The 12,813-nt window shown below is 74.6% G+C and carries 11 protein-coding genes; 6 read left to right on the top strand and 5 right to left on the bottom strand.

The window, feature by feature from the left end; all coding sequences use genetic code 11:
• Together BAW75_RS03240 and groL are read left to right on the top strand one after the other, a co-directional pair.
• On the top strand, positions 1-1,056 hold a 1,056-nt coding region (locus tag BAW75_RS03240), incomplete at its 5' end, for a hypothetical protein (RefSeq protein WP_104112575.1).
• A 275-nt stretch (positions 1,057-1,331) separates the two neighbouring features.
• Positions 1,332-2,954: a chaperonin GroEL gene (gene groL / locus BAW75_RS03235; RefSeq protein WP_018787968.1), complete on the top strand. Its 1,623-nt coding sequence runs from the start codon at positions 1,332-1,334 to the stop codon at positions 2,952-2,954.
• 68 nt (positions 2,955-3,022) lie between these two features.
• Here the strand turns inward: groL and BAW75_RS03230 are convergent, their stop codons facing one another.
• From BAW75_RS03230 to BAW75_RS03220, 3 genes are all read right to left on the bottom strand, one after another.
• Positions 3,023-3,244 (bottom strand): hypothetical protein, encoded by a 222-nt coding sequence (locus BAW75_RS03230; protein WP_104112573.1) that lies wholly within the window; start codon positions 3,242-3,244, stop codon positions 3,023-3,025.
• Positions 3,245-3,315: 71 nt separating this feature from the next.
• The gene (locus tag BAW75_RS03225; RefSeq protein WP_104112572.1) at positions 3,316-4,242 is read right to left on the bottom strand and encodes a GNAT family N-acetyltransferase; all 927 of its coding nucleotides are present in this window, start codon (positions 4,240-4,242) and stop codon (positions 3,316-3,318) included.
• 43 nt (positions 4,243-4,285) lie between these two features.
• The gene (locus tag BAW75_RS03220; protein WP_104112571.1) at positions 4,286-6,694 is read right to left on the bottom strand and encodes a S8 family serine peptidase; all 2,409 of its coding nucleotides are present in this window, start codon (positions 6,692-6,694) and stop codon (positions 4,286-4,288) included.
• Positions 6,695-6,762: 68 nt separating this feature from the next.
• Here BAW75_RS03220 and BAW75_RS03215 point away from each other — a divergent pair, with 68 nt between their 5' ends.
• Together BAW75_RS03215 and BAW75_RS03210 are read left to right on the top strand one after the other, a co-directional pair.
• The gene (locus BAW75_RS03215) at positions 6,763-8,580 is read left to right on the top strand and encodes a glycerol-3-phosphate dehydrogenase/oxidase (protein WP_104112574.1); all 1,818 of its coding nucleotides are present in this window, start codon (positions 6,763-6,765) and stop codon (positions 8,578-8,580) included.
• A 66-nt stretch (positions 8,581-8,646) separates the two neighbouring features.
• Positions 8,647-9,156 carry a hypothetical protein gene (locus BAW75_RS03210; RefSeq protein ID WP_104112570.1) on the top strand — a complete coding sequence of 170 codons (510 nt, stop codon included), beginning with the start codon at positions 8,647-8,649 and terminating at the stop codon, positions 9,154-9,156.
• Here the strand turns inward: BAW75_RS03210 and BAW75_RS03205 are convergent.
• Positions 9,153-10,553, bottom strand: coding sequence for an FAD-binding oxidoreductase (locus BAW75_RS03205; protein ID WP_104112569.1), 1,401 nt, complete (start codon positions 10,551-10,553; stop codon positions 9,153-9,155). The two genes, BAW75_RS03210 and BAW75_RS03205, sit on opposite strands and share 4 nt — an antisense overlap.
• Before the next feature lie 33 nt (positions 10,554-10,586).
• Between BAW75_RS03205 and BAW75_RS03200 the strand changes: the two genes are divergently transcribed.
• Positions 10,587-10,919, top strand: a complete 333-nt coding sequence (locus BAW75_RS03200; RefSeq protein ID WP_043330893.1) for a DUF4031 domain-containing protein — start codon at positions 10,587-10,589, stop codon at positions 10,917-10,919.
• Here the strand turns inward: BAW75_RS03200 and BAW75_RS03195 are convergent.
• The gene (locus tag BAW75_RS03195; RefSeq protein ID WP_104112568.1) at positions 10,845-11,480 is read right to left on the bottom strand and encodes an HD domain-containing protein; all 636 of its coding nucleotides are present in this window, start codon (positions 11,478-11,480) and stop codon (positions 10,845-10,847) included. The genes BAW75_RS03200 and BAW75_RS03195 overlap by 75 nt on opposite strands.
• A gap of 69 nt (positions 11,481-11,549) precedes the next feature.
• Here BAW75_RS03195 and BAW75_RS03190 point away from each other — a divergent pair, with 69 nt between their 5' ends.
• The gene (locus BAW75_RS03190) at positions 11,550-12,809 is read left to right on the top strand and encodes an FUSC family protein (RefSeq protein ID WP_104112567.1); all 1,260 of its coding nucleotides are present in this window, start codon (positions 11,550-11,552) and stop codon (positions 12,807-12,809) included.
• Positions 12,810-12,813 lie beyond the last annotated feature (4 nt).

Below are 12,813 nucleotides of genomic sequence, written 5' to 3'. Positions count from 1 at the left end.
CCCCCCAGCTACCCCACGCCGCCGGGCTACCCCACGCCGCCGGGCTACCCCACGCCGCCGGGCTACCCCACGCCGCCGGGCTACCCCACGATGCCGGGCTACCCGGCTGGTCCTCCCCAGGCGGGCTGGCCCGGGTACCCGGCTCATCCGATGCCGGGCGCCGCCTACCCGGTGGCCGCCGGCCCCGGGGCGTACGCCGGCTGGTTCCCCGGCATCGACCCGCAGGACCCGCTCGTCAACCCGCCGCACGCGGGCATCGGCCCATGGTTCGCCCGTTGCTGGGGGGCGCTGCGGCGCGGTTGGCGGCAGCTCCTGCCGATCGTGCTGCTCACCCAGGTCCCCCCGGCGATGGTGATCGGCGTCCTCACGCTCGTCCTCAGCCCCGACGGGCAGATGGCGACCGCTCCGGACGGTTCGCCGGTGCTGCCGGAGGACTTCTGGGCGCAGACGCTCGGCTTCTACGGCGCGATCCTGTTCGCCGGGCTGATCTTCGGCGCGCTCCAGGCGATGGGCTGGGCGGCGGGCACCTGGGTGATCGCCCGGCAGGCGGCCGGTCAGCCGGCCGGGCTCGGCGCCGCCTTCCGGTACGGGCTGAGCCGAGCCCTCGGCCTCTGGGGCTGGACCATCGTGGTGTCGCTGCTGGTCACGCTCGGCGCCTGCTTCTGCCTGCTGCCCGGCCTCTACGCCGCGCTCGCGCTCGCCCTGTTCGGTCCGGTCTACCTGTTCGAGCGGCGGGATCCGGTCGGGCGGTCGTGGCGGATGTTCCACAGCCGGTTCGGCATGGTGCTGGGCAGGGTCGCGCTGGTGGTGGCGGCGTTGGTCGTGTCGACGCTGCTGGACGTCGTGCTGAGCGGGATCAGCGGGGCGCTCTTCGGGCTCGAGCCGATGGGCGCCGTGGGCACCGCGATCGGCGCGGTGACGCTCACCGTTCTCAGCGCCGTGGTGGCGGCTCCGGCCTACCTGGCGCAGCAGGTGGGGCTGGTGGTCACGTACGCCGAGCAGCGGGCCCAGGAAGGCCCGGTGACCGCGGCTCAGCTGGCGGCGGAACTCGGCTGAGCGGGGCGGTCGTGCTTGCACTCGGCTAGGGAGAGTGCTAAACAAGTCATTGGCACTCGCATACGGTGAGTGCCAGAAGGTCGGGGCGGTAGGGCCACGGCCGCACCGGTGTCCCAGGTGGCGCCGGAGCGGTACGGGGCCGGTCGTCGCGGGCTGTCCGGCCCGACCGAGGAGACGTCGTCGTCGCCAGGTGGCGACGTCCCCAAGGTGCGTACACCAGACGGCCCATCCGGGCATCCCGGGTGGCCCGTGAGTGTCCAGGAGGACAACGCCGTATGGCCAAGATGATCGCGTTCGACGAAGAGGCGCGCCGCGGCCTCGAGCGGGGCATGAACCAGCTCGCCGACGCCGTGAAGGTGACGCTCGGCCCCAAGGGCCGCAACGTCGTGCTCGAGAAGAAGTGGGGTGCCCCCACCATCACCAACGATGGTGTGAGCATCGCCAAGGAGATCGAGCTCGAGGACCCGTACGAGAAGATCGGCGCCGAGCTGGTCAAGGAGGTCGCGAAGAAGACCGACGACGTCGCCGGTGACGGCACGACGACGGCGACCGTCCTGGCCCAGGCCCTGGTTCGTGAGGGTCTGCGCAACGTGGCCGCCGGCGCCAACCCGATGGCCCTGAAGCGGGGCATCGAGGCCGCCGTGGCCAACGTCTCGGAGGAGCTGCTCAAGCTCGCCAAGGACGTGGAGACCAAGGAGCAGATCGCCTCCACCGCCTCCATCTCCGCCGCCGACCCCAGCGTCGGCGAGATCATCGCCGAGGCGATGGACAAGGTGGGCAAGGAAGGTGTCATCACCGTCGAGGAGAGCAACACCTTCGGCCTGGAGCTCGAGCTCACCGAGGGCATGCGCTTCGACAAGGGCTACATCTCCGCCTACTTCATGACCGACCCGGAGCGTATGGAGGCCGTCTTCGACGACCCGTACATCCTGATCGTCAACAGCAAGATCTCGTCGGTGAAGGACCTGCTCCCGATCCTGGAGAAGGTCATGCAGTCGGGCAAGCCGCTGCTGATCATCGCCGAGGACCTGGAGGGCGAGGCCCTGGCCACCCTGGTGGTCAACAAGGTCCGTGGCACCTTCAAGTCGGTCGCCGTCAAGGCGCCGGGCTTCGGTGACCGCCGCAAGGCCATGCTGACCGACATCGCCATCCTCACCGGTGGCCAGGTCATCAGCGAGGAGGTCGGCCTCAAGCTGGACGCGACCGGCCTCGAGATGCTGGGCCGCGCCCGCAAGGTCGTGGTGACCAAGGACGAGACCACCATCGTCGACGGCGCCGGCGACGCCGAGCAGATCCAGGGCCGGGTGAACCAGATCCGGGCCGAGATCGACAAGAGCGACTCCGACTACGACCGGGAGAAGCTGCAGGAGCGTCTGGCCAAGCTGGCCGGCGGTGTTGCGGTGATCAAGGTCGGCGCGGCCACCGAGGTCGAGCTGAAGGAGCGCAAGCACCGCATCGAGGACGCCGTCCGCAACGCGAAGGCCGCCGTCGAGGAGGGCATCGTCCCGGGTGGTGGCGTCGCGCTGGTGCAGGCCGGCAAGACCGCCTTCGACAAGCTGGACCTGGCCGGCGACGAGGCGACCGGCGCGCAGATCGTCAAGATCGCGCTGGACGCCCCGCTGCGGCAGATCGCCGTCAACGCCGGCATGGAGGGTGGCGTCGTCGTCGAGCGGGTTCGCAACCTCGACCCGGGTCACGGCCTCAACGCCGCGACCGGCGAGTACGTGGACCTGCTGGCCGCGGGCATCATCGACCCGGCCAAGGTGACCCGTTCCGCGCTGCAGAACGCCGCGTCGATCGCCGCGCTGTTCCTCACCACCGAGGCCGTCGTGGCGGACAAGCCGGAGAAGACCCCGGCCGCTCCGGCGGGCCCGGGTGGCGGGGAGATGGACTTCTGAGTCCAGCTCCACCCAGTACGCCGGAAGGGGCGGGCCGCGTCAGCGGTCCGCCCCTTTCCGTGTGCGTGTCAGGTGGGCAGCGGGCGCTGGTTGCGTCGCTTGTGCGTCCGGTCGTACGGCGGCAGCCGCCGCGGCTCGTCCACCGGCTGCCGTTGCTCCTCCACCGGTGGCCGGTCCGCGCCGGTCAGCTCGGCGAGCTGCTCGGCGTCACCGATGTCGAGCCGGTCGAACGGGAGCTGGCCGGGAAGCTCGTCGTACGGTTCCTCGGCCCGTTCGTCATTCGTGGTCATGCACCGCCTCCTCTGCCCCCGACCGTAGAGCCCGGTCGATGACGAAGGAGGCCGAATGGCACTATTAGCGTCTATGCCCCTTTGATGGCTTTCCGGTAGAGGAAGAACACCCGTTCGATCCGGGCCCCCGCCGCGTTCGAGTAGAACGGCACCGGCCCCACCCAGCCGATCTGCGCCGCGCCGATCCCGGCCGCCGCCTGGTCGCGCAGGCAGCGGCGCAGCAGCACACCACCGATCCCGGAGCCCTCCGCCGCCGGCGCGGTGCCCATCGGCCCGAACCAGCTCGGCCGGGCCGACCCGTAGGCGGCGAAACCGAGGATCTCGCCGTCCCGCTCGGCCAGGTGCACGCCCGCGTCCGGCCGCCCCACCGAGCCGGCCAGCTCACCGTCCCAGGTGCCGCCGAACGTGGACCTGGCGAACGCGGTGAGCGCCGGCAGGTCGTCCGGGGTGGCCCGGCGTACCGTCACGCCCCGCCCGGCCAGCCGCCGCTCGGCGGCCTCGGTGCGACGCAGCGCCACCGACCCCTCGGACAGGTCGGCGGTCATGTTCCAGGCGGTCCGGTCCTGCCGGTAGCCGAGCCGCTGCGCGGCGCAGACCGCCGGGGTGTAGCGCACGTCGATCCCGGGCCAGGCGTAGTGCGGCGGGTTGCCGGCGAGCAGCACCTCGGCCGCGCCGAGCGCGCCGAGCCGGCTCTCCGCCTCGGCCAGCAGCGCCCCGCCGACGCCCTGGCGGCGCTCCGGCGGGGCGACCGCGATCAGGTCGACGTGGCCGAGCCGCGGATCGGCTGCCGACAGCGACCCGACGAGCACCCCGATCAACGCGCCGTCGCGTACCGCGCCGAGCCGCAGCACCGGGCGGTCGGCCCCGGCGCGTCCCGGGTCGGGGACCACCACCGCGGACGCCTCGACCGCGTCCTCCGGCAGGTCGAGCGACACGCGGCACAACTCGACCACCTCGGGCAGCCGGTCCCGGCCCAGCTCGATGATCTCCACGTCCATGGACGCCGACAGTAGGGCATCGGCAGGCCAATGGACAGGGTTGTTAACCGGTGGCGGCCGCCCGGGCCGCGCGTACCGCCGCGTACGCGTCGACCAGCCCGGCGCCGGAGACGTCCTGCGGTCCGCCGCAGGCCTCGGCGGGCTGCGGGACCGGCTGCGCGGTGTCGCGCAGGATGGCCCGGGTCCGTTCCAGGTCCCCGACCAGTGCGGGGTTCGCCGACCACATCAGCGCCACCACGCCCGCCACCTGCGGCGTGGCCATCGAGGTGCCGTCCAGCGTCGCGTACCCGCCGCCGGGCATCGCGGAGAGCACAGCCGCGCCCGGGGCGACCAGGTCCGGCTTGGCCACGCCGTCCGGCGCCGGGCCCCGGCTGGAGAATTCGGTGACGCGGCGCTGCCGGTCCACCGCCCCGACGGTCAGCACGTCCGGGTACGGCGCCGGCGGGTCCACGATCGAGCCGCAGGACGGGCCGGTGTTGCCGGCGGCGGCCACCACCAGGATGCCGGCCGCGGTCAGCGCCGCGGTCGCCGGGCGCAGCGCCCCCGGATCGCAGCCCTCCAGCGGCGGGCAGCCCCACGAGTTGGTGAGCACGTCCGGGGCGCGCGCGGGACGGCCGTCGGTGAGCGGGTTCCCGCCCGGCGGGAACGGGGCCAGCATGAACTGGAGACAGTCGAGGTAGCGGGCCGGGCTGCCCAGGTTGCGGTCCAGGTTGACGCAGCCGACCCAGCTCGCGCCGGGCGCCACGCCGATGCCGTCCCGGCCCACCGCGCTGCCCAGCGTGTGGGTGCCGTGGCCACCCCGGTCGGCCGGGGCGCGGCGGTCCTCCCACGGGTCGTACCAGGAGTCGTCGCCGCCCCGGAAGCCGCCGGCGAGCGCCGGGTGCCGGCCGTCCACTCCGGAGTCGGAGCTGCCCACCACCACGCCGGAGCCGGTGACGCCCAGCTCCGACCAGACCCGGTCCGCCCCGATCAGCGAGATGTTCCAGGCCGGTCCGGTCGGCGCCGGGGCGTCGCCGCGCGCCGTCGGGGCGAGCGCGGGCAGCGGACGCAGCCGCTGGCTGACCAGCACCCGGGCCACCTCGGGCCGGCCGGACAGCCAGGCCCGCACGGCCGGGCCGCCGTCCGTCTCGATCGCGTTGACCAGGTAGTACGGTGTCGGCTTCAGCCGCATGCCGGTCAGCGTGCGGCGCAGGTCGCCCTGGGTGCGGTCGGCGGTGGCGACCAGCCGCCGGTAGACCTCGGTCGCCCGGGCGTCCCGCCCGGCCCGTCCCGGCGTCCCGGCCGGCAACCCGGTCAGGTCGGCCTGCTCGCGCAGCACCACGAGCAGCCGCTCGCCGTGCAGGCCCGGCTGGCCGGGGACCACGTACACCACGGCGACGGCGACGAACAGCGCGGCGGCGGCGAGCGCGGCCGGACCGCGCCGGGGCGCGCGGGCGTGGGACCGGGCGAGCAGCACGCCGTACCCGAGGGCGAGCAGGACCGCGACGGCGAACGCGACGCCGGTGCCCACGGCGACCCAGAACGGCGTGTCCCGGGTGGTGGCGAGCAGGAGGGTGATCTCCTCCGGGTCGGTGAACGCCAGCGGCCCCAGCAACGCCAGCCCGATCAGCCAGCGCACCGGCGCCGGTCCGGCCGGGCGGCGCGAGTGCCGGGCCGCCGCCTCCAGCGCGGCCAGCACGAAACCGAGCGGCGGCAGCAGGAACAGCGCCGGCAGTTGTACGCCGGACTGCCCGGCGGCGGCCGCGATCGGCGTCAGCGCGACGCCCGCGACCAGGCCGCCGACCAGCACCAGCCGGGCCGGACCCGGCCCGAACGCGGCCCAGAAGCGGGCGCCGAGCAGCGCCCCGGCGAGCGTGCCGAGCGCGGCGGCGGCCAACCCGGCGAGCACCGTCTCCAGCGCCCCGCCCAGCGCGCCCACCCACGCCCAGGGCAGCAGCGACGCCAGCCCGGCCGCGACCGCCAGCAGCGACACCGTCCCGAAGCGGCCCTCCGGGACCGCGTCCACGGCGACGGGCGGACGCACGCGGGCGAGCCGGGCGGCGACGAACGCGAGCACCCCGGCGGTCACCGCCAGCGCGGCCAGGTACGCCTCGTGGTGCACCGGCGGCACCGTCCGCAGCAGCGTCGTCGCGCCCAGCGCGACCACGGCGGCGGTCCAGGCGCGGCCGGTCGCCCGCAGCGCGGGGGAGCGGGGCGCCAGCGCCAGCGCCAGCGAGGGCGCCCCGGCCAGCAGCACGGTGACCACCGCCACCACCGGCCAGACCGCCACCGCCCGGTCCAGGCCCATGACCAGCATGACCTGCTCGACGAGCCAGCCGCCGACCTGACCCGGAACGGTCACCAGCACGACCCAGAACCCGGTGAGCACGGCCGCGACGACCGGCCACGGCCCGGTCTCACGCGGTGGCGGCGGCGGTACGGGCGCGAACGGCGGGCCGGTCAGCATGGTCATCACGGTACGGCCGGGCCGTGTCGCCGCGCGCCCCGGACGGTTACCGTGGACGGGTGCGCGACCCCAACGTGTCCCGATCTGTGGCCGGCCAGCTCTCCGCCGAGCGCCGCGCCGACGACCTGCGCCGCCTTCGGGCCGAGCGGTTCGACGTCCTGGTCATCGGCGGCGGGGTGACCGGAGCGGGCGCCGCACTCGACGCCGCGTCCCGCGGGCTGAAGGTCGCCCTGGTGGAGGCGCGCGACTACGCCGCCGGCAACTCCAGCCGGTCCAGCAAGCTGATCCACGGCGGCCTGCGCTACCTGGAGCAGCTGGAGTTCCACCTGGTCCACGAGGCGCTGACCGAACGCGGACTGCTCGCCACCCGGCTCGCCCCGCACCTGGTCCGTCCGGTGCCGATCCTGGTTCCGCTGCCCGCCGAGGGCGGCGCGCGGGACCTGCCCCGGCGGTTCTTCCGCCGCTCCTACTACGGGCTCGGCGTGGCCGCGTACGACGCGTTCGCCGGGGTGTTCGGCGGCGGGCGGGGGATGCCGCTGCACCGGCACCTGAGCCGCGAGGGCACCCGCCGGATCTTCCCGAGCCTGCGTCCGGACAAGCTGGCCGGCGCGATCCGCTACTACGACGGTCAGGTTGACGACGCCCGTCTCGTGGTGACGCTGGCGCGTACCGCGGCGAGCCTCGGCGCGACTGTGGTGACCAGCGCCCGCGCGGTCGGCCTGACCCGCCAGGCCCGCGAGGTCACCGGCGTGCGGGTACGCGACCTGGAGGCGCCGGCCGGCTCGCCGGACGCCGAGTTCGAGGTACGCGCGCGCACCGTGATCGCCGCCACCGGCGTGTGGAGCGACGACATGTCGCGGATGCTCAACGACGTCGGGCTCCGCCCGAAGCTGCGGGTCCGGGCCTCCAAGGGGGTGCACCTGGTGGTGCCCCGCTCGGCGATCGTCGGCGAGACCGGCCTGATCCTGCGTACCGCCACGAGCGTGCTCTTCGTGATCCCCTGGGGCGGGCACTGGATCATCGGCACCACCGACACGGACTGGCAACTCGACAGGTCCCACCCGGCCGCGACCGCCAGCGACATCGAATACCTGCTCTCCCAGGTCAACACGGTGCTGGACCGGCCGCTGACCACCGCCGACATCGAGGGCGTCTACGCCGGGCTGCGCCCGCTGCTGGCCGGCGAGGCGGACTCCACCTCGAAGCTGTCCCGCGAGCACGCCGTGGTGGAGCCGATGCTCGGCCTGCTGCTGGTGGCCGGCGGCAAGTACACCACCTACCGGGTGATGGCGTCGGACGTGGTCGACCGCGCGATGCACCGGCTCGGCCGGACCCGCCCCTCGCGTACCGCCGACCTGCCGCTGCTGGGCGCCGACGGGTACGCGGCCCTGTGGCGGGACCGGGCCGACCTGGCCCGCCGGCACGGAGTCGCGGTCGGTGTGGTCGAGCACCTGCTGGAGCGGTACGGCAACCTCACGCTGGACCTGCTCGCGCTGGTCGACGCCGATCCGCTGCTCGGTTCGCCGCTGGCCGGCGCGCCGGAGTACCTCGCCGCCGAGGTGACGTACGCCGCCCGCGCCGAGGGCGCGCTGCACCTGGAGGACGTGCTCACCCGGCGTACCCGGATCTCGATCGAGACCAGCCACCGCGGCCTGGAGTCGGCGGAGCACGCCGCGGAGCTGATGGGCGCGGTGCTCGGCTGGGACGCGGCGACCCGGGACCGGGAGGTGGCCCACTACCGGGCGCGGGTGCTGGCCGAGCGGGAGTCGCAGCTCATGACGGACGACATCGCCGCCGACGCGGCCCGCCTCGGCGCGCCCGATGTGCGTGGTTTCGCAGCAGACCGAGGGACCGACGGCCCGGGCGTTGAACTTCCGGCCTCCCCCAGGTAGGGGATCCCCACCCCGGGCCGCTCGGCCGGTAGTGCGCGCTACCTACGGAAGTGTAGGTTTCCCCGCGTGGTCCGCCCATCATGGTCGTCGCGCGTCCCCGCCCTGTCCGCTGCCGTCCTGCTGGCGACCGCTCTGACCGGATGCGCCTTCGGCCGGGCCGAAGGCGCCACCGCGCCCGGAACAGCGGGAACAGCCAGCCCCACCCCGGCCGGCAAGCGCGTCTCCCTGGTGCAGAAGCTCGGCGACGAGGGCCCGATCCGCCACCTCGACGTGGACCCGTCCGGCCGCTGGCAGTGCCGCGACTGCGCCGGTGACGGCGTGGACGCCACCGGCACGCTGAGCTCCGAGCAGAGCCGGCGGCTCCAGCGGATGCTCGCCGACCCGGCGCTGGCGAAGGAGACCGACGAGGCCCGCGGCTACAAGCAGGGCTGCATCGGCGTGCTGACCTCGACGTTGCTCGTCCCGCCCGGCCTGACCGTCACCATCCAGGACTGCCCGGGCGAGCCGAAGCCGAAGGTGGCCTACGACGTGCTGCTGCTCGTCACCCAGGCCACGCCCGCCGAGGACAAGGGTTAGAACACCTTGCCGGGGTTGAACAACCCGGCCGGGTCCAGCGCCGCCTTGATCGCCTGGTGCACCCGTACGCCCACCGGGCCGATCTCGCGGGCCAGCCAGTCCCGCTTGAGCAGCCCCACGCCGTGCTCCCCGGTGCAGGTGCCGCCCAGCTCAAGCCCGAGCGCCATGATCTCGTCGAAGGCCCGCCGCCCCCGGGCCAGGCTGTCCGGGTCGGCCCGGTCGACCACGATGTTCGGGTGCATGTTGCCGTCGCCCGCGTGACCGACCACCCCGATCGGCACCCGCAGCGCCTCGGCGATCCGGGCCACCCCGTCCAGCAGTTCCGCCAGCCGGGCGCGCGGCACCGCCACGTCGTCGATGACCAGGCCACCGTTGCCGCCGGGGTAGGTCTGCGCCGCGAACCGCTCCATCGCCGGGTGGGCCAGCCGCCGGGCCTGCAGCAGCGCCGCCGCCTCGGTCGCGTCGCCGGCCGCGTAGACCTCGTCGGCGCCCGCCGCCGTGCCCACCTCGGCCAGCCGGGCCAGGTCGTCGGCGGCCCGGGCGCCGGTGTCCACCGCTGCCAGCAGCAGAGCCTCGGCATCAGTGCGCAGACCCATCGGCCGGTACGCCTCGATCGCGCGCAGATGGGTCCGGTCCAGCAGTTCCAGCAGGCTCGGGGTGAGACCCCGCTCGGCGATCCCGGCGACCGCGCCACCGGCGGTGGCCACCGTGGGGAAGACCGCGACCAGTGTCAGTGACTGCTCCGGGGCCGGACGCAACGCCACTGTCACCTCGGTGATCACGCCGAGCGTGCCCTCCGAACCGACGAAGAGCCGGGTCAGGTCGTACCCGGCGACCCCCTTCGCGGTACGCCGCCCGGTGCGCAACACCTCGCCGGAGGCGAGCACCACCTCCAGGCCCAGCACGTACTCGCCGGTCACGCCGTACTTCACGCAGCACATGCCGCCGGCGTTGGTGGCCACGTTGCCGCCGATCGTGGACGACTCCCACGAGCCCGGGTCCGGCGGATACCAGAGGCCGTGCTCCCGTACCGCGCGGGCCAGCGCCGCGTTGACCACGCCGGGCTGCACCACGGCGATCCGGCCGACCGGGTCGATCTCCCGGACCCGGTTCATCGCCACGGTGCTCACCACCACCGCGCCGTCCACCGCGTTCGCCGCGCCGGCCAGCCCGGTCCGTGCCCCCTGCGGCACCACCGGTACGCCGTGCCGCCCCGCCGCCCGGACCACCGCCACCACGTCGGCGGTGTCACGGGGCCGGACCACCACCAGCGGGACGCCCGAGTCGCACAGGTCGGCCTCGTCGCGGGCGTGCCCGGCCAGCAGGTCCGGGTCGGTCAGCACGGCGGCGTCGCCGAGCGCGCCCCGCAGGTCGTCGAGGAGGGGATGGGCGGCCATGCCGGGAAGGCTACCGGCGTACCGTCTGTTGTCGTGCTCTACCTGGACCCGCCCGCCGTGCCCTGGCGCGGCCGGCTCTGGTCGCACCTGATCAGCGACGTCTCGTACGCCGAGCTGCACGCGTTCGCGGAGATGCTCGGCGCGCCCCGGCGCGGCTTCGACCGGGACCACTACGACGTGCCCGCCGAACGGTTCCGGGCGGCGGTGTGGCTGGGCGCGACTGTCGTGCCCTCGCGGGAGATCGTCCGGCTGCTGCGGGACACCGGCCTGCGCCGTCCGAAGCACCGCTTCTCAGGCCAGCGAGGCCAGCTCCCGGGACAGGTTGGCCCGGGCGCGGGACTCCCAGCGGGCGTGCGGCTCGGGTAGCCGGTACAGCGCCGGCAGCGCGAGCAGGTGCCGCAGCGCCGCCGACCGGCCGGCGCGGAAGTCCGGGTCGGGCACGTGCGCGTACTCGGCGCGGATCGCGGCGGCATATCTGTCGTAGCGCTCCCGCGGGGCCGCCAGCACCGCCAGGTCCGCGTCGCAGAGCAGCGCGCCGTCCGGGTCGTCCGGCCCGACCGCGTGACCGGCGGTGAGCAGCACCAGGCGGCGTACCCCGGTCACCGTCGCGGCCGGGAGCCCGGCGGCGGCCAGCAGCTCGCCGCCGAGGTCGGCGCTGGCCCGCTCGTTGGCGTCACCCGCCGCGCGCGGGTCGTAGACCGCGTCGTGGCACCACGCCGCGAGCCGGACCAGGTCGGGGTCGCGGGCCAGCCCGGCGTACGCGTCGACCACGTCGAGCACCGCCCGCAGGTGCGCCTCGTCGTGGTAGCGCCGGTGCGGCTCCCGCCAGCCCGCCAGCAGCCGGGCGCCGGCCCGGTCGACAGCCGCCGGATCGGTCGCGCCCGCCGCCCGCGCCGTCTCCCGCCACCGTGCCGTTAGATCGTCCACCGGGTGCAGTCTGCCCCACTCCGGCCCGGGCGGAGGGATTCAGCCGGGGCGGTACGGGTAGTACCGGCCATGGGCCGGGACGGACGTCTGCAGTTCTTGCGTCGTGGAAAGCTGAGTGACGGGCAGGCCGACCGCGACGGGCAGCGGATCGCCTCCGCGATGGAGGAGCTGCGGCACCGGGGCAAGGCGACCCTGCACGACCGGCTGCACCGGGTCCGGACCGCGTTCGGCCTGGCGGTGCAGGCCGGGCTCGCCGCCGGTCTGGCCTACCTGGTCGCGCACCGGCTGCTGAAGAACCCGCAGCCGGTCTTCGCCCCGATCTCCGCCGTCGGCACGCTCGCCGCCTCGGTGGGGCAGCGGTTCCGGCGTACGGTCGAACTGATCGTCGGCGTGGCCGTCGGCGTGCTGGTCGGCGACGCGCTCATCTACTTCGTCGGCACCGGCGCCTGGCAGCTCGCGCTCGTGGTGACCTCGGCGATCCTGCTGAGCATCTTCGCCGGGGCGAGCGTGGCGATCGTGATCCAGGCCGCGGCCACCGCGGTGCTGATCGTGACGCTCAGCCCGTCCACCGAGAACCTGGAATTCCCCCGCTTCATCGACGCGTTACTCGGTGGCGGCATCGCGCTGCTCGTCACCGCCATCCTGCTGCCGCTCAACCCGCTACGGGTGATCAACCGGGCCGCCCGGCCCGCGCTGGACCTCCTCGCCGACCAGCTCGACGCCTGCGCCGAGGCGCTGCGAAACCAGGACCGGGAGGCGGCCCAGCGCGCGCTGTTCCGGCTGCGGGAGAACAAGGAGGAACTGGCCGCCCTCTCCGAGGCGATCGAGGGTGCCAAGGAGACCAGCACGCTGTCCCCGGCCCGCTGGCACCGGCGCGGCGAGCTGACCCACTACGCGGAGGCGGCCGACCCGATCGACCGGGCCATGCGCAACACCGGCACGCTGATCCGCCGCGCGGTCACCATGATCGAGGACGACGAACCGGCCCCCGAGCCGATGCCGGACGCGATCGGTCATCTGGCCGAGTCGGTGCGCCTGCTCCGCCAGGAGTTCGCCGCCGGGCAGGAGCCGGAGCAGGCCCGGGAACGGTCGCTGCGCGCGGTGAGCGAGGCCGGCCGGGCGTACGCCGAGGGGGTCGGCTTCTCCGGCAGCGTGGTGATCGCGCAGGTGCGTACCACGGCGAGCGACCTGATGGTGGCCTCCGGTATCGAGCAGGAGGAGGCGAACCGCCTGGTCCGGCAGGCGTTCGGCGAGAAGGAGCACCGCAGCGGCGGACCCACCGACCGAAACCCCGCCGCCCACCCACCCACGGCCCCCCCAGTCGGCTGACCCG

It is taken from the genome of Micromonospora chalcea (assembly GCF_002926165.1).
GTDB classification, from domain to species: domain Bacteria; phylum Actinomycetota; class Actinomycetes; order Mycobacteriales; family Micromonosporaceae; genus Micromonospora; species Micromonospora chalcea.
Note: the sequence above shows the minus strand (reverse complement) of the source record. Positions and strands in the feature narration are given on the sequence as shown.